The organism is Halapricum desulfuricans, assembly GCF_017094525.1.
GTDB classification, from domain to species: Archaea; Halobacteriota; Halobacteria; order Halobacteriales; family Haloarculaceae; genus Halapricum; species Halapricum desulfuricans.
The window spans coordinates 1,986,317-2,006,822 of record NZ_CP064788.1 but is presented as its reverse complement, the minus strand read 5'-3'; the positions used below and the strand labels follow the sequence as shown (position 1 = coordinate 2,006,822).

Below are 20,506 nucleotides of genomic sequence, written 5' to 3'. Positions count from 1 at the left end.
GATCAGTCAAGATCGACGTCAACCTCATTTTTCGTGACGTGAAGATATGTGACGAACCGAGCACCAGGCTGTTCCTCGTAGAGCAGAGTGCCACCTGAGCGACCTTGCTGAATGGGATCGCTCCCTCCTGGTCCGGTTTTAGCGTGTAGCCGCACGTCCGGGCCGGCCTCACTCAAATAGTGGTTGACGATATGGCCGAGCATACAGCCTGTATCTGTCTCGCCTTTTGAATATGTCCCCGGTTCACAGCCCCCGATAGTACCGTGTCCATCAAGCGTAACCTCGTTTTTCATCTCTGTATCCTTATCGTTGATATTTTCGCCGAAACACCACTGGTTCCCGTCACAGACGTCACCGCTTTTTCCTCCGCCTGTCTTGACGCCGCTGTCGTCGTATTCCATCTCCGTTTCAGTATCCGCCGCCATGAAGTCGATCGTCAGTTCAGGATCGCCATTGTCTTTTTCGCTCCATTCTATCGCGTCTGAACTCGCTGAAACCGTTGTTTCCCACACCTCGTACTCTTCAACACTGTTCCCGTCGTAAAAGTACTGGGCGATATATACGTCAGGTTCGTCACTTGCGTCAAAATTGCCTGAATTCTTTGGTGAGACGTGTAGCTCCCATTGTGTTCCGGAATCTTCGTCCTCATACCAGTATGAGAATTCGTTCGTACCGCCGCCCTCATCAAACACGACAGACGTCTCAAAATCCGTGAGTGGGTGGTCGTCACCGATCCCTGAAGCCTCCACGTAGTCCTCTGTTCCAAATACCGGCATCTCGAATGCACCAGGCGGACCGGATGTCGTCGCCAAGGTTAGCGTAACAGTATCTCCCTCTCGCGTCGTGTTCCCGGTCGTGCGCTCGCGGAAATACGTCTCCCACCCGTCGGCGTACTCGCTGTGGACCGTGACGTTGACAGTCCCCGACCGAACGGGATTGGTGTAGTTTCGATACGAGGTCGTCGCTGTCTCGTCGTAGGGTGCCCCGGTGCCGTCCTCCGTCGCGGTCGTCGCGTTCGGGTAGACCACTCGGGCCTGCTGGCGCGGCGTGACTGTCAGATCGACGCTGCCACTCGCAGCTCCATCTCCGGTCACCTGGATCGCCGGCAGCGTCAGCGTCGCCCCGCGATAGTGGAACTCGGGGGGCGAGATCATCTGGGCCTGTCCGCCCTGCTGGGTCTTCCAGACGCCGCCACCCTGATACGCGATCGTCCCCTCCTCGCTCTCGTAGACGACGCTGCCGAGCGTCTCGTTGAAGATCATTTCCGTCTCGCCACTGTCGGAGTAGTTGGCATGGGTGATCCGCATCCAGCCGGTGTCGTCATGAACAGAGATTGTTCCTCTGTCGTGCCCGAGCGAGACGCGCTGGGCGTCGGCGTCGCCGAGCGCGACCATCGCGGCCCGGGAGTCGAACAGCGTCATCGAGTGTTCCGCGCGCTGGTACTCGTTGCTGGCCTGCGTGTCGAGAATCGCGGCCCCGCCGATCGCGACCGTCAGCCCCGCCCCGGCCAGCACGAGCGCGATAACGAGCACGAACCCCACCGTTTCGGACTGACCACGGGACGTAATCGACATCGCAGGACAGTCTGTGGCGCAGGATCAAAGATCTACTGGCCGCGTTATCGGGATTGATTCCTCCCGGTGCGCGCCACGCCGTCAGTTCCCGTGTTGCTGGACGAAGGTCACGTCGGTGCGTCGCTGGTCGATCTCGGTTCCGAGGTGGTCGGCGAACGCCTCGGGGTCGACGTCGTTGAGTTCCTGCTCCTTGCGGTCGCGTACCGAAATCGTCCCGGCCTCTTCCTCGTTGGAACCGAGGATGAGCATGTAGGGGACGCGATCCTCGTGTCCCTGCCGGATCTTCCGTTTGACCGTCCAAGAGCGGTCCTCGATGGTGACGCGGTAGTCGTCGAGATATCGATTCTGAATCTGCTTGGCGTAGGGGATCTGGTCGTCGCTGATCGGCAGGATCCGGACCTGCTCGGGGGCGAGCCACGGCGGGAATTTCCCGTTGTAGTGCTCGATGAGCACCATGAAAAAGCGCTCGTAGGAGCCGTACAGCGCCCGGTGGATCATCACGGGGCGGTGCTCCTCGTTGTCCTCGCCGACGTAGGAGAGATCGAACCGCTCGGGCATGTTGAAGTCAAGCTGGACGGTTGGTCCGTCCCAGCTGCGGCCCAGCGCGTCCTCGAAGGCGAAGTCGATCTTCGGCCCGTAGAACGCGCCGTCGCCGTCCTCAATCTCGTAGTCGATGTCCTGGTCTTCGAGGACCGATTCGAGCTGGGCTTCGGCGCGCTCCCAGATATCGTCGCTGCCGACCGATTTCTCGGGCCGGGTGGCGAACTGGATGTTGTAATCCAGATCGAACGTCTCCAGCGTATCGAGGATGATGTCCATGATCGCCTCGACCTCGTCTTCGATCTGGTCCGGGCGGACGAACAGGTGACCGTCGTCGATCGTGAACGCCCACACCCGGGAGAGGCCGGACAGCTCGCCGCGCTGTTCCTTGCGATAGACCTTGCCGTCCTCGAAGTACCGGACCGGCAGGTCGCGGTAGGACCACTGCTGCTGGTCGAAGATCGTCGCGTGACCCGGGCAGTTCATGGGCTTGAGCCCGTACTCCTCGTCGTTGACGTCAAGCAGGAACATGTCGTCCCGGTAGTTGTCGTAGTGGCCCGATTTCTTCCACAGTTCGGTACGGAAGACGTGGGGCGTCTCGACCTCGCGGTAGTCGGCCTCGCGGTTGAGGTTGCCGACGTACTCGGAGAGTTCGTTGAGGACGGTCTTGCCGTTGGGGTGATACAGCGGCAGCCCCGGCCCGGTCGTCTCGTCGATCGAGAACAGGTCCAGCTCCTGGCCGATCTTGCGGTGATCGCGCTCCTCGGCCTTCCGGCGGCGTTCGAGGAACGCTTCGAGGTCGTCCTCACTCTCGAAGGCCGTCCCGTAGACGCGGGTGAGCATCTCGTTTTCCTCCTCGCCCCGCCAGTACGCCGAGGAGATCTGCAGGAGCTCGAACGCGCCGATCTCGCCGGTCGACTCGACGTGTGGCCCCTTGCAGAGGTCCTGCCAGTCGTCTTGTACGTAGAAGGAAACCGGCTCCTCCCCGGCGGCCTCGGTCTCGAGGATGTCCCGCTTGTACTCGTTGTCCGCGTAGATCTCGAGTGCCTCCTCGCGGTCCCGATAGACGCGTTCGATGTCGTAGTCGGCCTCGACGATCGCCGCCATCTCGGCCTCGATCTCCTCGAAGTCGTCCTCGTCGATGTCGACGCCGGCGATGTCGTAGTAGAATCCCTCGTCGGTCCAGGGGCCGATTGCCAGTTCCGCCTCGGGATAAATCCGCTGGAGCGCCTGTGCGAAGACGTGCGCCGCCGAGTGTCGGATCAGATTGAGATAGTCGTCGCTGCCGGGCGTGACGATCTCGATCTCGGCGTCGTCGGTGATCTCGTACTCCGGCGGGACCAGCTCGCCGTCGACGCGACCGGCCCGGCAGTCCTCGCCCAGTCCGGGGCCGATCTCGTAGGCAACGTCTTCGACGGTGACCGGTTCGTCGAAGTGCAGCTGTGAGCCGTCTGGCAGTTCGACCGATACGGATCGCTCTTGTTCTGATTTAGCCATGGTGAATCACACCGCCACCGGGGGCGGAAAATCGCGGACCTGACGGTCGGTGATCATTCGGACCGCGGTGTAAATCGATCACCGACGTACATCGTGGGCGAAACGACGGTACTGGGAGAAATAAACCTTTTGAGAGAGGTCTTCTCATACTCCTGCGTGATACTTCCCGAACTTCGCCGACGACAAGACCTATATCCGTCATCCGTATACGTGACGGTACTCGATGACTCTCGGACTCGTCGGCGCGTTCGAATGGGCCCACCAGTGGTGGGGGCCACTCTCGTGGCTCGTCCTGCTCGTCTTCCTGTCCGGGGCGATAATCGACCTGTACGACCGTCGACTCGCCCGCTATGTCCTCGTCGGTGGCTGGGGCGTGCTGGCGCTGTTCTGGGTCTCGGCGATCTACCAGTTCGTCTTCGACCAGAAGAGCATCACCGAGGGGGTCGCTGTCGTCCTCGCGATTCCGCTGTCGCTGTACGTCGGCTACTTGCTCGCCAGCGGTCGCGATCGGCTAGTCGTCGTCTCGCGGGCCGTCGCCGTCGCGTGGCTGATCTACCTGCCCTTTTCGACGCTCCCGTTCCTCCGGAACCCGCTGATCGCGATCGTCACCGACCAGACCGCCGCCGTCCTCTCGCTCATCGGAGCTGACTTCGAGGTCATCGCCGGCAACAACTTCCCGGCCGACCTCGGGCCCGCCGATCCGGTCGAGCCGTATCACAAGACGTTCTTCTTCCATGTGCCCGACGTGCGGGCCGTCTCGTACACGATCATGATGGCCTGCACTGGAATCGGGAGCATGGCCATCTTCGGCGGACTCATCGCGGCCGTTCGCGCCCCGCTGGCCCGCAAACTGCAGGCGCTGGCCGTCGCGGTCGGGATCATCTGGGTGCTCAACATCGCCCGGAACGTCTTCATCGCGTACACGTTCGGATACCAGCGTCTGCAGGTCTTCCCCGAGTTCGTGATGTCGGCGTTCGGCGTCAACCGGATCGAGGTCTCGTACATCGTCGCCGACCGGATCCTCGCGCAGTTCCTGTCGGTCTTCGCACTGATCGGAATTACCTACGTCGTCATCAAGATCCTGCCGGAGGTACTCGCGATCGTCGAGGAGGCGCTGTACGTCCTCACCCGAAACGAGTACGACCTCCAGCGCGCGTTCGGGGTCGGCGCGCGGGCTGACGGCGGTCGCGACCGCGACGAGACGGCCTAGTCTCCCCTGTGTGCCAGCCTACACGAGCAGCCTCTCGGCCGCTTCGGCGGGCAGCCCCGCCAGCTCCACCAGCGCGTCCCGTTCCACGTAGTGTAGCTTTCCGGGAATCACGAGCAGGTGCAGCGGGTCGCCGAAGTCCGTTCCAGCGAGTTCCTCGAGGCGGTCGCCGCGGACGAGCGGCTCGGGGCTGCCCGCCCGGGCGACCACCACGGCCGGTGCGGTCCCGTTCCAGTTGGCCGCCAGCAACGACGCGGCTTCACCGCCGGTCATGTAGTCCTCGCGGTCGTCGTCGACCTTGATATCCAGAAAGACCAGCGTATGTAACCCGCGCTCGCGGTTGGCCTCGATCGTCTCGATGACGCTGTCCGGGACGCCGTCGCCACCGTGGGAGGACTCGAACGGCAGCGTTGTCGCCTTGCCGAATCGGTAGTTCTGCAGGCCCGTCAGCGAACTTGCCGCCGCGGCCGCGGTCGTGCCGTGGACGATCCGGGTGTCGATCCCGCGTTCGTGGGCGCGCAGACGGAGATCCACGTGCGTCGTCGAGATCATCGGATCGCCTGCGGTGCAGAAGACGGCGTCGCCGTTCTCGGCCGCCGTGAGGATCGGCTCGGGATCCTGCTCGACGCCCTCCCGGGTCCGGGGTTCGATCTCGACGTCGTGTGCTACCTCGACGTCCTCGAGACTCGCGCCGACCAGCCGGCTGGTGTATCGCTCGGCGAAGACGCGGTCGGCCGCCTGCAGGGCGTCTCGCCCCTGGAGGGTGATCGAACGCTCGTCGTACAGTCCCAGACCGACGAAGGTGAGCATACGAGCACTGCGCGTCCCGGGTGGATAAGCCAACCGACACGCTTACCGCCGGCGCTGGGCGAACGACTGGTATGGAACGTCCGTGCGTTCGCGTCGCCCGCGAGGACGGCGAGGCGACTCGCCAGCGACTCGACGACGCCGCCCTGCTGGATCACGATCACGAGATCGTCCACGAGGACGGCGAACTCTTCCTGCCGGTTACCGATCCCGCTGCCGTCCCCGCTGACCTGTCGGTCGTGCCTCGCGACGTGCCAGTCCGCGAGGGGCAGACGCTGCCCGCCGACCTCCTGGGGTTCGAACCGACCTACGAGCGACTGGGTGACATTGTCATCGTCGACGAGGACGACGACGAGCGCGCCCGCGAGGTCGCCGCGGCGATCATGGAGTCGTCGATCCCCGCGGAGACGGTCCTCAACCGCGCGTCGAAAGTGAAAGGCGAGCAGCGCGTCCGCGAGTGGGACGTGCTGGCCGGCGACGGCACCGAGACCGTCCACCGCGAGTACGGTAGCGAGTTCCTGGTCGACGTCGCTGAGATGTACTTCTCGCCGCGGCTGGCGACCGAGCGCCACCGCGTCGTCCAGCAGGTCGAGTCGGGCGAGCGCGTTTTCGACATGTTCGCCGGCGTCGGCCCGTTCGTGATCCCGGCCGCGAGACGCGGGGCGACCGCGGTCGGCGTCGACATCAACGAGACCGCGATCGAGTATCTCCGGGCCAACGCCGAACGCAACGGCGTGGCCGATCGGGTGACCGCGATCGCCGGCGACGCCCGGGAGACGACCGGCGAGTACGCCGGCTGGGCCGACCGACTGGTGATGAACCTGCCTCACAGCGCCGACGAGTTTCTCGATACCGCGGTCGAACTGGCCGGCGAGGACTGTGTCCTGCACTACTACGACATCCAGCACGAGGACGACCCCTACGGGCCGGGCGAGGCGGCGATCCGCGAGGCTGCCGAGCCTGCCGGGTACGACATCGAAGTCGAGACGCGCCACACCGTTCGATCGTACGCGCCACACGAGTTGAACGTCTGTCTCGACGTGCGACTGTTCTAGCGTTCGCTGATTTCGATCGTTCGGCCGTCAACGCCGTCTGCTTTCGGGAGCCGTACCGTGAGAACACCGCGTTCGTACGTGGCTGAGGCTTCGGTCCCGTCGACGGGGTCCGGAACGTCGACCGTCACCGTTCCGCTCCTGTCGGGTCGCTGCCGGTCGACGTAGTCCGTATCAGAGGAGGAACGTCTCGCATCCTCGTCTACGTCGATCCAGAGCGTCTGTTCGTCTTCCAGTCGAAGGTCGATGTCCTCACTCTCGTAGCCCGGGATGTCGGCCTGGACGACGAACCGGTCGCCGTCGTCCATGACATCCACTGGGGCGGTGTGAGACTGGTCCGTATCGTGGATTTCCCGCATGTCTGCCGTGTCGTGCATACCCGGTGAGCTCGATTCGGGCTCGCTACTGTCTGCCTGCCCCAGCTTGTGTGTTGGCTTCTCATCTCGATGCGTCGCTCCCTGAGTCCACTGCTGGTGGCGCTTCATCTTCAGAAGCCAGGCGAGGTTCGCAATCGGACGCGGTTTGTGTCGTGACATGCACTTATTCACGGTCTGGAACGTGTTAAACTACTGGCTGGATTCAGACGATCGATTCGGCCCAGTCATAGGAGGGTCCCGCGAGGCCGGGTCGTTGCGACATCCCATCGCTGGTTCGATTCGCAACCCTTATTTTGGGATTCGCCCCAACGAGTATGTACGCGACGCAGTGCCGGTGTAGCTCAGACTGGGAGAGCGATTCCTTCGTAAGGAATAGGCCGAGGGTTCAAATCCCTCCACCGGCTCTTTTTGTGGCGAGCAAACCCGTGATAGTGGTTGCTGTAAGCCTGTTCCGGGTCGACCACACGACGACGTGTGGTCACACAGGTAAATCGTTACAGCAACCACTCTGAGTCACAAGAGTACGTGTGCTGGGTTGACACAGACGAAACGCACAGCGAAGCGAGCGGCGTGGTCCACGACGAAACCACGCCCGCTGAACGAATTTGCCACTCGCGAGTTTGCTCGTGGCAAACATGCGTGGGACCGGATTTGAACCTCGCCGAGACGGTCCTGCTCGCTTCGCTGCGCGGGCTGCGACTCGTCTGGTTCAAATCCGCTGACGATAACAGTCGCTCGCGGATTTGCGAGCGACAGAAATGCGTGGGACCGGATTCGAACCGGCGGACCCCTACGGGACAGCGCCCTCAACGCTGCGCCGTTGGCCTGGCTTGGCTACCCACGCGCGCCTTGCGATTTCCGCACCCGTGTATTCCCGAGGGGGAGTAAAATGACTGTCGGTTCGGCTCGCCCCCCGGGACTCGGTGCCGTACCGTGACGCCGGTCGGAAACGGTTGTTTCAAGACAATCAACCTACTATACAGACGCATGGCAAAATACTCGACCGGTGGCGGGTCGGATGACACCGGCGGGAGCTGTGAGCTCTGCGGCGCGACCGACGCCTCGCTGCAGACGGTCAATATCGCTGGCGCACAATTGCAGGTCTGTGCGAGCTGCGCCCAGCACCGCGACGACGCGAAGGGCACCTCCAGCGGAGGGGCTCCCGACGACGAACCCAGCCGGGAGAAACGCGCCGCACAGAACGCGGCCCGGATCCACGACGCACAGCAGGCCGACGCCTCCCACTGGGAGGAGGGTGCCGACTACGACGACGATCAACTGCCGTATCTCGTCACCGACTACGGTCGGCGTGTCACCGAGGCACGGCAGGACGCGGGACTCCAGCGCGAAGAACTGGCCGACGAACTCGGACTCGACGAATCCGAACTGCTTGCGGTCGAACAGGGACGTGCGACCCAGGCCGGAATCGGCGGCTCAGTCATCACTGCTCTCGAAGACCGACTCGATGTCGAACTGGCTGACACCTGATATCCGTGACTGACGAATACGACGCTGTCGTCTACGATCTCGACGGGACGCTGGTTGATCTCGATGTCGACTGGGGAGAGGTCCGCCTGCGGGTCGCCGCCGTCCTCGAGGCGAGAGGCATCGAGACCGGCGGATCGACCCTCTGGGAGTTGCTCGATCGCGCGAAGGAGGCCGAACAGTATCCGACCGTCGAGCGGCGGATTGCGGCGTTCGAGCGTGAGGGAGCACGCACTTCCAGCAAGTTGGCACTGGCAGACGAACTCCCGAGAGACGGCCCGACCGGCGTCGTCTCGCTGAACGCCGAGTCCGCCTGCCGGATCGCGCTGGAAGTCCACGGCTTGGACAGCGCGGTCGACGTGCTGATCGGGCGCGACACCGTCGAAGAGTCGAAGCCCCATCCACAGCCGCTGCGCGCCGCCCTCTCTGCGCTGGAGGTACCCCCGGAGCGCGGGCTGTTCGTCGGCGACTCCGAATCCGACGCCGAGACGGCACGACGGGCCGGCGTCGACTTTCAGTCGGTCTCGGACCGGCTCGATCGGCGGCGCGCGTAACCGTAGACGCCGACGGCGGTCACGAACCAGACGACGGCACCGACCCGGATGGCGAACGCTGCGCGCGCTCCCCACGACGCGAGATCGACGAACGCCGAGGCGACTGCGACGACCGGCGCACCGACGACGATCGTCGCGACGAACGTGACCTGCATGACCCACCCGTAATCGACTCCGTCCGGATCGGTCGTCTCGACGCGCGCTGGCATACCCGTCGTTGTGGCCCCGGAACTGGAATCGGTTTCGATCCCGGACGTTCTCCCCCGCCACCGGGAGGATTTTCCTTCCCGCGGTCGAACGACTGTACATGCGCGCGAAGGACATCCGGGATCGGAAAGGCGACGACGAGCCGCTGACGATGCTCACGGCCTACGACGCGCCGACGGCCGAGATACTCGAAGACGTCGGGGTCGACATGCTGCTGGTCGGGGACTCGGTCGGGAACCTCCGGCTGGGCTACGACTCGACGCTTCCCGTCACCGTCGATCAGATCGCCAGTCACACGGCCGCGGTCGCGCGGGTGGCCGACGAGCCGATGGTCGTCGCGGACATGCCGTTTCTCTCCTTCGGGGTCGATCCGGACGAGGCGATCGAACACGCCGGTCGGATGCTCAAGGAGGCCGACGCCGACGCCGTCAAACTCGAATCCGGGCCCCACACCGTCAAACTCACCGAACGGCTCACCCAGCTCGGCATCCCCGTTCAGGCGCATCTCGGATTGACCCCACAGCACGAAAACGAGACGGGGCTGTTCCGCCAGGGGACCGACGAGTCCGCCGCGACGCAGATCCTCGATCTGGCGTACAAACACGAGCGAGCGGGCGCGTTCTCGCTGGTACTCGAACACGTTCCCGCGAACGTCGCAAGCGAGGTGACCGACGCCATCTCGATCCCCACGATCGGGATCGGAGCCGGCCCCGACTGCGACGGACAGGTGCTGACGGTCGACGAAGTGATCGGCCTCTCCGAATCGGTCGCGCCCTTCTCGAAGGCGTTCGGTGACGTCCGCGGCGAGATGCGCTCGGCCGTCGAAGACTACGTCGATGCCGTCCGGTCGGGCGCGTTCCCGGACGACGAACACAGCCACTACGAGGACGACCTCGACGACATCCGCTGATCCCAGCCCCTTCTTCGGATGTGAACTGCAATTCGACCGATAGTCGATGAATCAACCCCCGTCACCCACCCAATCTGAGAAAGATTTATATAGTAGTATTACTAACTTGGAGTTAGCATGACTGCAACGCAACGGCTGAGTGAAGACGTGCCGGTGAGCCGCTACGAGTACGAGGACAGCGTCGTTCTCGCGGCCGACCTGGGCACGAGCGACGCCACGGCCGAGATCGTCGGCGACACCGTGATCGTCGTCGCCGAACCCGAACAGTACGATCTGGACCTGCCCGAGGGCGAGGACGCACGAGCGTTTATCAGAAACGGCGTTCTCACTGTCGAGGTGGATCGATGAAACTCACTGTCAAACCACTCAAGCAGAAGGACGCGGGTCGGGGACTCGCCGCGATCGATCGGGTCGCGATGGATGAACTCGATCTGGAGAACGGCGATTACATTGTCATCGAGGGGCGGCAGAGCGGTCGCGCCGTCGCGCGCGTCTGGCCGGGCTATCCCGAGGACAGCGGCGAGGGAATCGTCCGGATCGACGGGCGACTCCGGCAGGAAGCCAACGTCGGGATCGACGACACCGTCGAGATCGAAAAGGCCGATGTCAAGCCCGCCCGGTCGATCACCGTCGCACTGCCGCAGAACCTCCGCGTGCGCGGGAACATCGCTCCCCACGTCCGCAACAAGCTCAGCGGTCAGGCCGTCACGCAGGGTCAGACCGTCCCGTTCTCGCTGGGATTGGGGCCGATCTCGAACGTCGGCGGGCAGAAGATCCCGCTGAAGATCGCCGAGACCGATCCCGAGGGAACGGTCGTCGTGACAGACCAGACCGAGATCGAGATCAGCGAACAGCCGGCCGAGCAGATCACCGGCGGACCTCAGCAGGAAGAGCGAGAGACGCCCAGCGTCACCTACGAGGACATCGGTGGGCTGGACGAGGAGCTCGAACAGGTCCGGGAGATGATCGAACTCCCGATGCGCCACCCCGAGCTCTTCCAGCAGCTGGGGATCGAACCCCCCAAGGGCGTCCTGCTGCACGGCCCGCCGGGTACCGGCAAGACGCTGATGGCGAAAGCCGTCGCTAACGAGATCGACGCCTACTTTACGACGATCTCGGGCCCGGAGATCATGTCGAAGTTCTACGGCGAGAGCGAAGAGCAACTCCGCGAGGTCTTCGACGAGGCCGAGGAGAACGCGCCGGCGATCGTCTTCATCGACGAACTCGACTCGATCGCGCCCAAGCGCGGCGAGACCTCCGGCGACGTCGAGCGCCGGGTCGTCGCCCAGCTCCTGAGCCTGATGGACGGGCTCGAGGAGCGCGGCGACGTCATCGTCATCGGCGCGACCAACCGCGTGGACGCCGTCGATCCCGCGCTGCGGCGCGGGGGCCGATTCGACCGGGAGATCGAGATCGGCGTCCCCGACCGCGACGGTCGCAAGGAGATCCTGCAGGTCCACACTCGTGGGATGCCCCTCGACGAGGAGATCGACCTCGACCACTACGCCGAGAACACCCACGGCTTCGTCGGGGCCGACCTCGAACAGCTGAGCAAGGAGGCCGCGATGAACGCCTTGCGGCGGATCCGCCCGCAGATCGACCTGGAGGCCGACGAGATCGACGCCGAGATCCTTGAGTCGATGGAGGTCTCCGAGACCGACTTCAAGGAGGCGCTGAAGGGGATCGAACCGTCGGCGCTGCGGGAGGTCTTCGTCGAGGTCCCGGACGTCTCCTGGGAAGACGTGGGCGGTCTCGGAGACACCAAAGAGCGCCTGCGAGAGACGATCCAGTGGCCACTGGAGTACCCGGAGGTCTTCGAGCAGATGGACATGCAGGCCGCGAAGGGCGTCCTGCTGTACGGCCCGCCGGGCACTGGCAAGACGCTGCTGGCCAAGGCCGTCGCTAACGAGGCCCAGAGTAACTTCATCTCCGTGAAGGGGCCGGAACTGCTCAACAAGTACGTCGGGGAAAGCGAGAAAGGCGTTCGGGAGGTCTTCGAGAAGGCCCGGTCGAACGCCCCCACGGTCGTGTTCTTCGACGAGATCGACTCGATCGCCGGCGAACGCGGCCAGGGTATGGGCGATTCCGGCGTCGGTGAACGCGTCGTCTCCCAGTTGCTGACCGAACTCGACGGGATCGAGGACCTGGAGGACGTCGTCGTCGTCGCGACGACGAACCGGCCGGACCTGATCGACCCGGCGCTGTTGCGTCCGGGTCGGCTGGATCGACACGTCCACGTGCCCGTGCCAGACGAGGAGGCGCGCCGGAAGATCTTCGAGGTCCACACTCAGGACAAGCCGCTGGCCGAGGACGTCGATCTGGACGAACTCGCCGCCGAGACGGACGGCTACGTCGGCGCGGACATCGAGGCGCTGTGCCGCGAGGCTTCGATGGCTGCAAGCCGGGAGTTCATCAACAGCGTCTCGCCGGAGGAGGTCGACGACAGCGTCAGCAACGTCCGGATCGGCCGCGAGCACTTCGAGGACGCGATGGACGAGGTCGGCCCCAGCGTCGATCAGGAGACCCGCGAACGCTACGAGCAGATCGAGGAGCGCTTCGACACGCGTGAGAGCGAACTCGAAGAGAGTGGCAACGTCGGCCGGACCTTCCAGTGAGGCCGGTCGCATCCACTCGCGCGCGACGCCAATCTCCTCTGTTCCTCGGTCTGCAACGCCGATTGAGTCGCTTCTATCAGTGTGAGTGTGGGAAAATATTGCGACTAGTTGTCGATACGAGCGTTTGAGACAGTAATCTTCAAAGGGCACCCGGTCGGAGTGGCCGGTAGTATGGTGTATGAGACACTGGCTTTTGCGCTGTTTGCCCTCGTCACGCTCGGATCGAGTCTGGGCGTCGTGTTGGTGCGTGACGTGTGGCATTCGGCGCTGTTGCTCGGGATGGCGCTTCTGAGCGTCGCCGTCCACTTCGTGCTGGCGCAAGCGCCGTTCCTGGCAGTGATGCAGGTCCTCGTGTACGTCGGCGGGGTCCTGATCCTGATCACCTTCGCCGTGATGCTCACGCGCAAACAGACAGAGACGGACGACAGCGAGGTGGTCGCATGAACCGCCCGCGGCTGGCACGCGACCTCGACCTGTTGCCGGGCGTGGCCGCGCTCGCGCTGTTCGGCGTGCTCGCGGCCGTCTTCCTGACCGCCGGGTTCGACGCTCCCGCAGGTTTCGAAGCGGGAGCCAGCGTCATGGAGGGGATCGGCTACGCGCTGTTCGATCTCGTCGATCAGTCGTCGCTCGTGACCGAAGGGTTCCTGTTCGCGTTCCTGGCGATCGCGGTCGTGCTCGACGCGGCGCTCGACGGCGCGATCTTGCTGGCCCGACGCGAGGAGGGAGGTGACGAGTCGTGATCGAGACCCAGTGGTACCTGCTGCTGTCGGCCGGGGTCTTCTCGATCGGCCTGCTCGGAATTCTCGTTCGGGAGAACGCGCTGATCTATCTGATGTCCGTCGAGTTGATGCTCAACGCCGCGAACATCAACCTCGTCGCGTTCTCGCTCCAGCACGGCAACCTCACCGGGCAGGTCTTCGCCCTGTTCGGGATGGCGCTGGCCGCGGCCGAGGTGGCTATCGGTCTGGGCATCATCCTCGTGTTGTATCGCAACTTCGAGACGATCGACGTGAGCGTTCCAACGACGATGCGGTGGTAACATGACCTGGGTATACGATCTCGTTCCGGCGATCGCGCTCCTGCCGCTGGTATCGTTCGTCGTCGCGCTGTTCGCGGGCAAATACCTGCCCAAGAAGGGCGCGCTGGCTGGTATCGCCGCGACCGGCGGCTCGCTGGTGCTGTCGCTGCTCGTGGCGCTGACGGTCGCGACCAGTGACGGTGCCGACGCGGGCTACAACGAGACGCTGTACACGTTCCTCGAGGGGAGCAGTTCGGCCCCGTTCTCGCTGGAACTGGGCGTGCTGGTCGACCCGCTCTCGGCGCTCATGCTGGTCGTCGTCTCGCTCATTTCGTTCCTCGTGCACGTCTTCTCGCTGGGCTACATGAACGACGAGGGCGAGACCGGACTGCCGCGGTATTACGCCGGGCTCGGCCTGTTCAGCTTCTCGATGCTCGCCTTCGTGTTCGCCAGCAACATCCTGATGGCGTTCATGTTCTTCGAACTGGTCGGGCTCTGTTCGTACCTGCTGATCGGCTTCTGGTTCCGCGAGGCCGGTCCGCCCAGCGCCGCCAAAAAGGCGTTCATTGTCACCCGGTTCGGTGACTACTTCTTCCTCGTGGGCGTCGTCGCGATCTTCGCGACGTTCGGGACCGGCGCGTTCGCCGGCAGCGAGAGCTTCCCACATCTGGCCGAACAGGCCCTGCAGGGCGAACACGCTGTCAACACGTTCCTCGGACTCGGCGAGCAGGCGTGGTTCACCGTCGTCGGCCTGCTCGTGCTCGGTGGCGTGATCGGCAAATCCGCGCAGTTCCCGCTACATACGTGGCTGCCCGACGCGATGGAAGGCCCCACGCCCGTCTCGGCGCTGATCCACGCGGCGACGATGGTCGCGGCCGGCGTCTTCCTCGTCGCCCGGATGTACGGCTTCTACGCGCTCTCGCCGACCGCGCTGGGCGTCATCGCCTTCATCGGCGGGTTCACCGCCCTGTTCGCGGCGACGATGGGCGTCGTCAAACAGGAACTCAAGCAGGTGCTCGCCTACTCGACGATCTCTCAGTACGGGTATATGATGCTCGCGCTGGGCGGTGGCGGCTACGTCGCCGCCGTGTTCCACCTGACGACCCACGCCGTGTTCAAAGCCCTTCTGTTCCTCGGTGCCGGGTCGGTCATCATCGCCATGCACCACAACGAGAACATGTGGGACATGGGCGGCCTGAAAGAGAGGATGCCGGTCACCTACTGGACGTTCCTGTCGGGGTCGCTCGCGCTCGCGGGGATCTTCCCGTTCGCGGGCTTCTGGTCGAAAGACGAGGTGCTCTACGAGACGCTCGTCCACGGACTGGGCGAGAGTCCGCTGTTGCTCGGTGGGTACGCCATGGGGCTGCTCGCGGTCGCGTTCACCGGCTTCTACACCTTCCGGATGGTCTTTCTCACCTTCCACGGCGAACCGCGGACCGACCTCGCCGAGGACCCCGAGCCGGTCCGCTGGAACGTCAAGGGCCCGCTGGTCGTCCTGGGCGTGCTCGCGGCGACGCTGGGTGCGATCAACATGGTTCCGGTGAAGAAGCTGACCGGGGCGAACATCGACTTCCTTCACCAGTTCCTCGACTACGGTCCCGAGTCGTACCTGACCGGCGTCCACCACTACGCGGAACTGCTGGAGACCGAGGCGTTCGCGGGCTACGGCGCGGCCGACATCGGCACGACCGGCCTGCTGGTCTCGGCGGGACTCTCACTGGGACTGGCGCTCGCGGGTGCCGGGCTGGCTTACCGGCTGTACAACGTGCCCGAACCGGTCGAGCACACTGACAGACTCGGTCGCGTCAAGACGCTTCTCATGCACAACTACTACCAGGACGAGTTCCAGGTGTGGCTCGCGACGGGACTGACGGTCCCGGCCGCGAAAGCCGCCGACACGTTCGATCAGGGAATCATCGACGGCGTCGTCGACGGGATCAGCACCGCGAGCCGCGCAGCCGGACGCGGCGTGCGGCGGATCCAGACCGGCGTCGTGCGTAACTACGTCGCCCTGCTGACGCTTGGGCTGATCCTGCTCGTCGGCTTCTTCGGCGTCACGGGAGGGTGGTTCTGATGTTGATCGAAGCGCTGCTGGTCGCGACGCTGCTTGCCGCCGGCGTGGTGGCGTTCGCCCCCGACCGGTACGCGGGCAAACTCGCGGCCGCGCTCAGTCTCCTGCCGCTTGTCGGCAGTCTCTGGCTGTGGCTGGACTTCGAGGGCAGCGGCAACGCCCTGCTCGACGGCGGCGAGATCGCCTACGAGACGACGATCGAGTGGATGGACATCGGCTACACGCTCCAGTGGCACGTCGGACTGGACGGCGTGAGCCTGCCGCTGGTCGTGCTGACGACGATCCTGACGACCGCGGCCATCGTCAGCGCCTGGACGCCGATCGACGAGCGCGAGTCGCAGTTCTACGGGCTCGTGCTCCTGCTTGAGTTCGGGCTGCTCGGCGTGTTCGCGGCGCTTGACTTCTTCCTGTGGTTCGTCTTCTGGGAGGTCGTGCTCGTGCCGATGTACTTCCTGATCGCCATCTGGGGCGGCCCGCGCCGCAAGTACGCGGCGATCAAGTTCTTCGTCTACACGAACGTCGCGAGCCTGATCATGTTCGTCGGGTTCCTGACGCTCGTGTTCGCGATGGGCGATAGCGTGACGACGCTCGGTCTGCCCGAGGTCGCACAGGCGCTGCAGGCCGGCGGTGCCGTCGGCTCGATCGCCGGCTTCGCCCCCGAGACGGTCAAGCTGTTCGCGTTCGCGCTAATGTTCTTCGGGTTCGCGGTGAAGGTCCCGATCGTGCCGGTCCACACGTGGCTGCCTGACGCCCACGTCGAGGCCCCGACGCCGGTGTCGGTGCTTTTGGCCGGCGTGCTGCTGAAGATGGGGACCTACGCCCTGCTGCGGTTCAACTTCACGATGCTTCCGGACGTCGCGACCGACTACGCCGAGATCATCGCCGCGATCGCCGTGATCAGCGTGATCTACGGCGCGATGCTCGCGCTCGCACAGCAGGACCTCAAGCGGATCGTGGCCTACTCCTCGATCTCCTCGATGGGCTATGTCATCCTCGGACTGGTCGCGTACACGACCTACGGGATCGGCGGGGCGACCTTCCAGATGATCTCCCATGGGTTCATCTCCGGGCTGATGTTCATGGTCGTCGGCGTCATCTACAACGAGACCCACACCCGGATGGTCGGCGATATGTCCGGGATGGCCGACCGGATGCCCTGGACGGTCGGGATCTTCGTCGCCGCCGCCTTCGGCTACATGGGGCTGCCGCTGATGAGCGGCTTCGCCGCCGAGGTGTTCGTCTTCCTCGGATCCTTCGACGCGCCGTATCTCTCGGCCGCGCCGCTGTTCACGGCCGCGGCGATGTTCGGCATCGTCATCGTGGCGGGCTACCTGCTGTGGGCCATGCAGCGCACGCTCTTCGGGGAGTTCGACCTCGGGACCGACTACGAGGTCGGTCGCGCGCCGCTGCACGATGTCGCACCGCTGGCCGTCCTGCTCGCCTGTGTGATCGTCCTCGGAGTCAACCCCGACCTCTTCATGGGGATGATCCAGGACGCGATCGATCCGATCGTCGATAGCCTCGGAGGTGGTGTCTGATGGATCCGTTCGTCAATCTCCCTGACTGGACTGCGCTGGCACCGATGCTCGCTTTCGCCGCCACGGCGCTGGCGCTGTTCCTGCTCGACAGTATCGAGCCGGAATCGGACTCGCTGAGCCTGACGGTCCTGACCGGCGCCGGACTGGTCGGCTCGCTGGCCGCCGTAGTGCTCTCGGGCTGGTTCCTCGCGGAGGGCGTGTCCGTCGAACTGTTCGACAGCGCGTATGTCGTCGACGAGATGAGCCTGTTCTTCACGGCGCTGTTCGGCAGCGTGACCGCCCTCGTCGTGCTCGGCAGTCACGATTACATCGCCGACGAGCCCTATCAGGCGGAGTATTACTCGCTGGTCTTCCTGGCGGCGACCGGGATGGCGATGGTCGCCTCAGCGAACAGTCTGGCCGCCGCGTTCGTCGCCGTCGAGCTCGTCTCGCTGCCGTCCTACGCGCTCGTGGCTTATCTCAAGCACAACCGCGGCTCGGTCGAGGCCGGCCTGAAGTACTTCCTCGTCGGCGCGCTGTCCTCTGCGATCTTCATCTACGGGATCAGCCTCGTGTACGGCGCGACGGGCGTGATGCGGTTCGACCTGATCGCCGAGGCGATCGCTACTGACGCGCTCACCGGCGGGCCGGGAATCCTCGGACTCGGCATCCTGATGGTCATCGGCGGGATCGCGTTCAAGACCGCCGCCGTTCCGTTCCACTTCTGGGCACCCGAGGCGTACGAGGGCGCGCCCGCGCCGATCGCCGGTTTCCTCTCCTCGGCCTCGAAGGCGGCCGGGTTCGTGCTCGCGTTCCGCGCGTTCACCGTCGCGTTCCCGCTCGAGGCGGTCTCGGGGACCTTCGACTGGACGCTGGCGTTTCTGATCCTGTCGATCGTGACGATGACGCTGGGTAACTTCGCGGCCGCGACCCAGGAGAAGGTCAAGCGAATGTTGGCCTACTCCTCGATCGGCCACGCGGGGTACGTCCTGATGGCGCTGGCCGCGTTCTCGGGCACAGGCACGGAGGGCCTGCTCGCGGGCGTGAGCAACGACAGTCTCGTGCTCGGTGCCGGCATGCTGCACCTGCTGGTCTACGGCTTCATGAACACCGGCGCGTTCCTGTTCGTCGCGCTGGCGGAGTACTGGGGCGTCGGCCGACGGTTCGAGGACTACAACGGGCTCTGGCGGGACGCGCCGATCGCCTCCGTCGCGATGACGGTCTTCCTGTTCAGTCTGGCCGGGCTGCCCGTCGGCGCGGGCTTCCTCTCGAAGTACGTCCTCTTCATGGGCGTGATCGGAGCCGGCCTGTGGTGGCTGGTCGTCATCGCGCTGATCAACAGCGCGCTGAGCCTGTACTACTACTCGCGGCTGGTCAAGGCGCTGTGGATCGAGACGCCTGAGACCCCCCGGGAGATCGACTCCTACCCGACCGGCATCTACGCCGCGGTCGTCGGCGCGGCCGTCGTGACGGTCCTGCTGTTGCCCGGGTTCGGCATCGTCGCGGAGGAAGCGATCGCCGCCGTCGGCGCACTGCTCTGATCGCGTGCCACGAGATTCCGACATCGACGAGGCCGAACGAGACGCGCTTGTCACGATCGCCCACGGTGCCGTCGTCACCTCCGGGGCCGTGTCGGCCCAGCGGGCCCTGTCGACCGCGACCGAGTTCGTCCTCGCACGCGGACTCGGTCCCGTCGCCTACGGGGTGTACGCGCTGGCCTGGCGGATCGCGCAGGTCCTGACGCGGCTGGTCACGTTCGGGAGCGTCCCCGCGCTCCAGCGGTTTCTCCCCGCGGCCGAGGACAGCGACGAGCGCTCTCGCGTGGTCGGACTGGCCTACGTGACGACGCTCGGGTTCGGGGTCGTCTTCGCGGCCGGCCTCTGGGTACTCGCTCCGGTGCTCGGGGCGCGTCTCGAGATCGAACCGGCGTTCGTGCCGGCGCTGCGGCTGTTCGGACTGCTCGTCGGACTCTTCGGGCTCGTGATGGTTATCGCGGCGACGTTCCGGGCGATCGGCTCCGCTCGCGGGGAAGTCCTGTTCAACAAGCTCCTGCGACCGTCGGCGCGGCTCACCGGCGCAGCGATCGCGCTGGCGCTGGGCTATTCGGTCGTCGGCGTCGCGGGCGCGATCGTCGCCTGCATGCTCGCAGTGGTCATCGTCGGCGTCCCCGCGTCGATCCGTTCGACCGGTATCGTCCCACGGGTTCGCGGGGTCCGCGGCGAGGCGAGACGCTTCTACAACCACGCCGGACCGGTCGCGATGAGCAGCCTCGGGAAGGTGTTTCAAAACCGGGCCGACATCCTGCTGGTCGGCGCGCTGTTGACGACCGTCGACGCCGGGACGTACAACGTCGTGCTCGTGTTGATCTCGCTGGCCTGGATCCCGCTTCTGTCGTTCAATCAGCTGTTGCCGCCGGTCGCCTCGGACCTGTACGCCGACGACCGCATGGAAACGTTGAACGCCGTCTACTCGTCGATCACCCGACTCATCGTCACGACAGTGCTGCCGTTTCTCGCCGTGCTCGGCGTCTACGGGGAGCGACTGCTCGTCGTCTTCGGCTCGACGTACGCACGTGGGTACGTCCCGCTGGTCGTGTATCTCGGCGGCGTGTTCGTCGGCAGCGCCGTCGGCGCGACCGGCTGGCTGCTGATGATGACCGACCACCAGTACGCCCGGATGGCGCTGGACTGGCTGCTGGCCGTGCTGAACGTCGCGCTGACCTACGCGTTCACCGTCAGATACGGCCTGGTCGGCGCAGCGCTGGGGACGTCGCTGGCGATCGCCACACAGAACGGACTGCAGGTGCTGTTGCTCCGCCGGTTCGAGGGACTGTTCCCGTTCGATCGGTCGTTCCTGCGGCCGCTGGCCGCTGGGGGTGTGATGGTCGCGGCGATGCTCGCAGTGCGGGCGTCGCTGTCCGGTCCGGCTGCTGTCGCAGTCGGGACGGCTGTCGGACTTGCGAGCTACCTGCTCGCGCTGTTCCTCGTTGGTCTCGATCCACGGGACAGACTCGTCGTCGCGGAACTGGCAACGCAGTACCGTGAAACGATCGCGGAGACGCTGGTGCGGTGAGCC

The 20,506-nt window shown here is 64.9% G+C and carries 19 protein-coding genes and 2 tRNA genes; 15 read left to right on the top strand and 6 right to left on the bottom strand.

From position 1 onward, the window contains the following. Positions 1 to 2 precede the first annotated feature (2 nt). Both HSR122_RS10400 and thrS read right to left on the bottom strand, forming a co-directional pair. Positions 3 to 1,574, bottom strand: coding sequence for a DUF7289 family protein (locus HSR122_RS10400; protein WP_455428708.1), 1,572 nt, complete (start codon positions 1,572 to 1,574; stop codon positions 3 to 5). Positions 1,575 to 1,655: 81 nt separating this feature from the next. Then, positions 1,656 to 3,611 (bottom strand): threonine--tRNA ligase, encoded by a 1,956-nt coding sequence (gene thrS / locus HSR122_RS10395; RefSeq protein ID WP_229109691.1) that lies wholly within the window; start codon positions 3,609 to 3,611, stop codon positions 1,656 to 1,658. Between the two features lie 223 nt (positions 3,612 to 3,834). Here thrS and artA point away from each other — a divergent pair, with 223 nt between their 5' ends. Then, positions 3,835 to 4,821 carry an archaeosortase A gene (gene artA / locus HSR122_RS10390; RefSeq protein ID WP_229109690.1) on the top strand — a complete coding sequence of 329 codons (987 nt, stop codon included), beginning with the start codon at positions 3,835 to 3,837 and terminating at the stop codon, positions 4,819 to 4,821. A gap of 18 nt (positions 4,822 to 4,839) precedes the next feature. Here the strand turns inward: artA and dph5 are convergent, their stop codons facing one another. Then, positions 4,840 to 5,628 (bottom strand): diphthine synthase, encoded by a 789-nt coding sequence (gene dph5 / locus HSR122_RS10385; RefSeq protein ID WP_229109688.1) that lies wholly within the window; start codon positions 5,626 to 5,628, stop codon positions 4,840 to 4,842. 71 nt (positions 5,629 to 5,699) lie between these two features. Here dph5 and HSR122_RS10380 point away from each other — a divergent pair, with 71 nt between their 5' ends. Then, positions 5,700 to 6,680, top strand: coding sequence for a class I SAM-dependent methyltransferase (locus HSR122_RS10380; protein ID WP_229109687.1), 981 nt, complete (start codon positions 5,700 to 5,702; stop codon positions 6,678 to 6,680). Here the strand turns inward: HSR122_RS10380 and HSR122_RS10375 are convergent. Next, positions 6,677 to 7,054, bottom strand: coding sequence for an Hsp20/alpha crystallin family protein (locus HSR122_RS10375; protein ID WP_229109681.1), 378 nt, complete (start codon positions 7,052 to 7,054; stop codon positions 6,677 to 6,679). The two genes, HSR122_RS10380 and HSR122_RS10375, sit on opposite strands and share 4 nt — an antisense overlap. Positions 7,055 to 7,384: 330 nt before the next feature. On the opposite strand from HSR122_RS10375, the gene HSR122_RS10370 reads away from it, so the two are divergent. Beyond that, positions 7,385 to 7,458 (top strand) — tRNA-Thr (locus HSR122_RS10370). A gap of 355 nt (positions 7,459 to 7,813) precedes the next feature. On the opposite strand, the gene HSR122_RS10365 is transcribed toward HSR122_RS10370, so the two are convergent. After that, a tRNA-Leu gene (locus HSR122_RS10365) sits at positions 7,814 to 7,898 on the bottom strand. 143 nt (positions 7,899 to 8,041) lie between these two features. Here HSR122_RS10365 and HSR122_RS10360 point away from each other — a divergent pair. Together HSR122_RS10360 and HSR122_RS10355 are read left to right on the top strand one after the other, a co-directional pair. Then, positions 8,042 to 8,542, top strand: coding sequence for a helix-turn-helix domain-containing protein (locus HSR122_RS10360; RefSeq protein WP_229109679.1), 501 nt, complete (start codon positions 8,042 to 8,044; stop codon positions 8,540 to 8,542). Continuing rightward, positions 8,542 to 9,093 carry an HAD family hydrolase gene (locus HSR122_RS10355; RefSeq protein WP_394355565.1) on the top strand — a complete coding sequence of 184 codons (552 nt, stop codon included), beginning with the start codon at positions 8,542 to 8,544 and terminating at the stop codon, positions 9,091 to 9,093. The genes HSR122_RS10360 and HSR122_RS10355 overlap by 1 nt, the downstream gene beginning before the upstream one ends. Here the strand turns inward: HSR122_RS10355 and HSR122_RS10350 are convergent. Continuing rightward, positions 9,054 to 9,302, bottom strand: coding sequence for a DUF5822 domain-containing protein (locus HSR122_RS10350; RefSeq protein ID WP_229109677.1), 249 nt, complete (start codon positions 9,300 to 9,302; stop codon positions 9,054 to 9,056). The two genes, HSR122_RS10355 and HSR122_RS10350, sit on opposite strands and share 40 nt — an antisense overlap. A 98-nt stretch (positions 9,303 to 9,400) precedes the next feature. On the opposite strand from HSR122_RS10350, the gene panB reads away from it, so the two are divergent. From panB to HSR122_RS10300, 10 genes are all read left to right on the top strand, one after another. Next, positions 9,401 to 10,210, top strand: a complete 810-nt coding sequence (panB, locus tag HSR122_RS10345) for a 3-methyl-2-oxobutanoate hydroxymethyltransferase (RefSeq protein ID WP_229109676.1) — start codon at positions 9,401 to 9,403, stop codon at positions 10,208 to 10,210. Between the two features lie 117 nt (positions 10,211 to 10,327). Beyond that, entirely contained in the window at positions 10,328 to 10,558 is a 231-nt protein-coding gene (locus tag HSR122_RS10340) for a DUF7127 family protein (protein WP_229109674.1), read from the top strand. Further along, positions 10,555 to 12,825 carry a CDC48 family AAA ATPase gene (locus tag HSR122_RS10335; RefSeq protein WP_229109672.1) on the top strand — a complete coding sequence of 757 codons (2,271 nt, stop codon included), beginning with the start codon at positions 10,555 to 10,557 and terminating at the stop codon, positions 12,823 to 12,825. Before HSR122_RS10340 ends, HSR122_RS10335 begins: the two co-directional genes overlap by 4 nt. A 171-nt stretch (positions 12,826 to 12,996) precedes the next feature. Continuing rightward, positions 12,997 to 13,269 carry an NADH-quinone oxidoreductase subunit J gene (locus tag HSR122_RS10330; RefSeq protein WP_229109671.1) on the top strand — a complete coding sequence of 91 codons (273 nt, stop codon included), beginning with the start codon at positions 12,997 to 12,999 and terminating at the stop codon, positions 13,267 to 13,269. Beyond that, the gene (locus HSR122_RS10325; RefSeq protein WP_229109670.1) at positions 13,266 to 13,565 is read left to right on the top strand and encodes a hypothetical protein; all 300 of its coding nucleotides are present in this window, start codon (positions 13,266 to 13,268) and stop codon (positions 13,563 to 13,565) included. Before HSR122_RS10330 ends, HSR122_RS10325 begins: the two co-directional genes overlap by 4 nt. Continuing rightward, positions 13,562 to 13,864, top strand: coding sequence for an NADH-quinone oxidoreductase subunit NuoK (nuoK, locus tag HSR122_RS10320; protein ID WP_229109669.1), 303 nt, complete (start codon positions 13,562 to 13,564; stop codon positions 13,862 to 13,864). Before HSR122_RS10325 ends, nuoK begins: the two co-directional genes overlap by 4 nt. A 1-nt stretch (position 13,865) precedes the next feature. Then, complete coding sequence (nuoL, locus tag HSR122_RS10315) at positions 13,866 to 15,917, top strand: NADH-quinone oxidoreductase subunit L (RefSeq protein ID WP_229109668.1); 2,052 nt, start codon at positions 13,866 to 13,868, stop codon at positions 15,915 to 15,917. Further along, entirely contained in the window at positions 15,917 to 17,452 is a 1,536-nt protein-coding gene (locus tag HSR122_RS10310) for a complex I subunit 4 family protein (protein WP_229109667.1), read from the top strand. Before nuoL ends, HSR122_RS10310 begins: the two co-directional genes overlap by 1 nt. Beyond that, positions 17,452 to 18,972, top strand: a complete 1,521-nt coding sequence (locus HSR122_RS10305) for an NADH-quinone oxidoreductase subunit N (RefSeq protein ID WP_229109663.1) — start codon at positions 17,452 to 17,454, stop codon at positions 18,970 to 18,972. The genes HSR122_RS10310 and HSR122_RS10305 overlap by 1 nt, the downstream gene beginning before the upstream one ends. Positions 18,973 to 18,976: 4 nt before the next feature. Beyond that, a complete protein-coding gene (locus tag HSR122_RS10300; protein WP_229109661.1) occupies positions 18,977 to 20,503 on the top strand; it encodes an oligosaccharide flippase family protein in 1,527 nt (508 codons plus the stop codon). The last annotated feature ends 3 nt before the right edge of the window (positions 20,504 to 20,506 follow it).

Bases quoted from the DNA above. Each gene is read 5' to 3' on its own strand.
- dph5 (WP_229109688.1), bottom strand. From the start codon at position 5,628: ATGCTCACCTTCGTCGGTCTGGGACTGTACGACGAGCGTTCGATCACC.
- nuoL (WP_229109668.1), top strand. From the start codon at position 13,866: ATGACCTGGGTATACGATCTCGTTCCGGCGATCGCGCTCCTGCCGCTG.
- HSR122_RS10360 (WP_229109679.1), top strand. From the start codon at position 8,042: ATGGCAAAATACTCGACCGGTGGCGGGTCGGATGACACCGGCGGGAGC.
- HSR122_RS10310 (WP_229109667.1), top strand. From the start codon at position 15,917: ATGTTGATCGAAGCGCTGCTGGTCGCGACGCTGCTTGCCGCCGGCGTG.
- HSR122_RS10330 (WP_229109671.1), top strand. From the start codon at position 12,997: ATGGTGTATGAGACACTGGCTTTTGCGCTGTTTGCCCTCGTCACGCTC.
- HSR122_RS10305 (WP_229109663.1), top strand. From the start codon at position 17,452: ATGGATCCGTTCGTCAATCTCCCTGACTGGACTGCGCTGGCACCGATG.
- HSR122_RS10350 (WP_229109677.1), bottom strand. From the start codon at position 9,302: ATGCCAGCGCGCGTCGAGACGACCGATCCGGACGGAGTCGATTACGGG.
- HSR122_RS10340 (WP_229109674.1), top strand. From the start codon at position 10,328: ATGACTGCAACGCAACGGCTGAGTGAAGACGTGCCGGTGAGCCGCTAC.
- panB (WP_229109676.1), top strand. From the start codon at position 9,401: ATGCGCGCGAAGGACATCCGGGATCGGAAAGGCGACGACGAGCCGCTG.
- HSR122_RS10400 (WP_455428708.1), bottom strand. From the start codon at position 1,574: ATGTCGATTACGTCCCGTGGTCAGTCCGAAACGGTGGGGTTCGTGCTC.
- artA (WP_229109690.1), top strand. From the start codon at position 3,835: ATGACTCTCGGACTCGTCGGCGCGTTCGAATGGGCCCACCAGTGGTGG.
- HSR122_RS10325 (WP_229109670.1), top strand. From the start codon at position 13,266: ATGAACCGCCCGCGGCTGGCACGCGACCTCGACCTGTTGCCGGGCGTG.
- HSR122_RS10335 (WP_229109672.1), top strand. From the start codon at position 10,555: ATGAAACTCACTGTCAAACCACTCAAGCAGAAGGACGCGGGTCGGGGA.
- HSR122_RS10380 (WP_229109687.1), top strand. From the start codon at position 5,700: ATGGAACGTCCGTGCGTTCGCGTCGCCCGCGAGGACGGCGAGGCGACT.
- HSR122_RS10375 (WP_229109681.1), bottom strand. From the start codon at position 7,054: ATGCACGACACGGCAGACATGCGGGAAATCCACGATACGGACCAGTCT.
- thrS (WP_229109691.1), bottom strand. From the start codon at position 3,611: ATGGCTAAATCAGAACAAGAGCGATCCGTATCGGTCGAACTGCCAGAC.